The organism is Aetokthonos hydrillicola CCALA 1050, assembly GCF_017591665.1.
Classification (GTDB): Bacteria; Cyanobacteriota; Cyanobacteriia; order Cyanobacteriales; family Nostocaceae; genus Aetokthonos; species Aetokthonos hydrillicola.
In genome coordinates, this window is sequence record NZ_JAAKGC010000282.1 from 1 (window position 1) to 2,497 (window position 2,497).

Genomic DNA, 2,497 nt, shown 5'->3' on the forward strand with positions numbered 1-2,497 from the left:
TTATTTCCCCCACCGGCCATACCTCGAAACATTGTTTTCCCGGGATTTAAAAACCAGTTGCCCCCTAAACCCCCACTAATTAAGAGCCCAAAAAAAAAAAACATTTCCAGAACAAATTATTGGCAACCGCCTGCAAATTATTAGCTCAACTATCCAAGCATTAATCACTACGGGATTACTCTGGTTAGGAGCATGGCAGGTTATTCATAGCCAACTTACTATTGGACAACTGGTTGCTTTTAACATGTTATTAGGCAACGTTATCAATCCCTTCCTGCGGCTCTCCGTACTGTGGAATCAATTGCAGGAAGTTCTGATCGCTACTGAACGTATTAACGATGTTTTAAAAGCAGAACTAGAAGAAGATTTGCAACAAAACTCCCGACAGATATTACCCAATTTACAAAGTCATATTCGCTTCGAGAATGTTACTTTTCGCTATCATCTAGAAAGCGAGATTAACGTGCTAGAAAATCTCAATTTTGAGATTTTACCACAGCAAACAGTAGCCGTGGTTGGGCGTAGCGGTTCTGGAAAAACGACTCTTTCTAAATTAATTTTGGGTTTATATCCAGCCACAAAAGGCAAAGTATTGATTGACGGTAAAGATGTTACGAGTATTTCTCTAAACTCACTCCGTTCACAGATTGGTGTTGTTGATCAAGATACTTTTTTGTTTGGCGGCACGATTCAAGAAAACATTAGTATTGCCCACCCAGAAGCCACTTTAGAGGAAATTAGAGAAGCAGCGCAACTAGCAGGAGCAGATGAATTTATTCAACAACTCCCATTAGGTTATGAAACTCAAATTGGAGAAGGTGGTGGAATGTTATCTGGTGGACAACGCCAACGTTTAGCGATCGCTCGTGCTTTGCTTGGTAACCCCCATCTATTGCTCTTAGACGAAGCCACCAGTAACCTCGATGCTGAATCCGAGCGGATTATTCAGACAAACCTCAACACGATACTCAAAGGACGGACAACCATAATTATTGCTCATCGTCTCTCCACTGTACGAAATGCAGATCTCATTTTGGTTTTAGATCGTGGCGTATTGATTGAGAGCGGTACTCACGATGAATTGATTTCCAAAAAAGGTCATTACTACTACCTCAACCAACAACAGCTGGCTCAAGTCGGTTAGTCGGGGGACTGGGGACTGGGGACTGGGGACTGGGGACTGGGGACTGGGAAAGAATACCCAATACCCAATCCCTAATACCCAATCCCTAATACCCAATCCCTAATACCCAATCCCCAATACCCAATCCCCAATACCCAATCCCCAATACCCAATCCCCAATACCCAATCCCCAATACCCAATCCCCATTAACACTTATGCCATTCCTACATCGCAGGTCGTCATCTACACTCATAACAGATCAGGATGGTGAATATGGAAATAATATTCCTTCAGAGCAAATAACGAATTTTACGGTGGTCAACTCTCAAACAAATCTAACAGGTGATCCTGAGGATTGGTCTTATGGTACTGAAGAACTGTTAGACGCGCTACCCAAACCTTGGACTCGCTCTCTACTGTATACGCTTATCGGCTTCTCGACAATTGTTTTACCTTGGTCAATGTTATCTAGAGTTGATGAGACAGGTAGTGCTAGAGGACGCATAGAACCACTAGAGGCAACACAAAAATTAGACTCTCAAGCTGAGGGGCGTGTCACTGATGTCAACGTAAGAGAAGGGGATACTGTAAAAGCTGGGCAAGTTCTGGTTAAATTAGAGTCTGATTTACTGCGAACCGATTTACAACAAGCCCAGGCAAAGCTAGACGGAGAACTTAATCATCACAAACAACTCCTTCTGTTAAAAAATCAGTTGTTGCTGACTATGTATACTCAGAAGCAACAAAACGAATCCCAGAAATTAGAGAAACTCGCTCAAGTAGAGCAGGTAAGACAAAATCTTAATGCTCTTAAGGCAGCTTATAACTTCCAAAAAGAGGAAAAACTTGCTAAAGTTAACCAGGTACGGCACGCTATTGAATCTAGCAAAGCAACCTTCAAACTAGCACAAGTTCGGTTGCAAAGTGCAAAGGAAAAAGCACCAAGATACAGAAAAGCTTTTGAGGACGGCGTTATTCCACAAGATCGTTTGCTAGAAGTGGAACAATCAGTAAGTGAACAGAACCAAAGCCTTGCACAAGCAACCTCTGAAGTATCTCGAACTGAGTCGAGTCTACAAGAGGAACAAAGCAGTTATCAAAGGACTATTCATCAAGCAGAGGCAGAAATCCAACAAGCTAAGCTCCACTTACAAGAACAACAACGTAGCGAAGACAATGTGATTCATACAGGTGAGTTAGCTATCCTGAAAACTCAAGAACAGTTAAAAGATGTGCAATCTCAAATTACCACAGTGCAATCTCAAATTGCTCAGACTAGAAGCCAAATCAAATCTTTAGCTTTGCAGTTAGAACAACGAATTGTGAGATCTCCAATTAATGGAGTCATTTTTGAGCTACCTATCTCAAAACCA

Annotated in this window: 1 protein-coding gene and 1 pseudogene; both read left to right on the forward strand. The window is 41.9% G+C overall.

Annotation, left to right across the window (positions count from 1 at the left end):
- Window positions 1–94: 94 nt before the first annotated feature.
- Window positions 95–1,144 (forward strand): annotated as a pseudogene (locus tag G4P69_RS36950) (peptidase domain-containing ABC transporter); the annotation flags it as partial.
- Window positions 1,145–1,339: 195 nt separating this feature from the next.
- The coding region (locus G4P69_RS36955; protein WP_208354807.1) for a biotin/lipoyl-binding protein at window positions 1,340–2,497 on the forward strand (1,158 nt) is incomplete at its 3' end.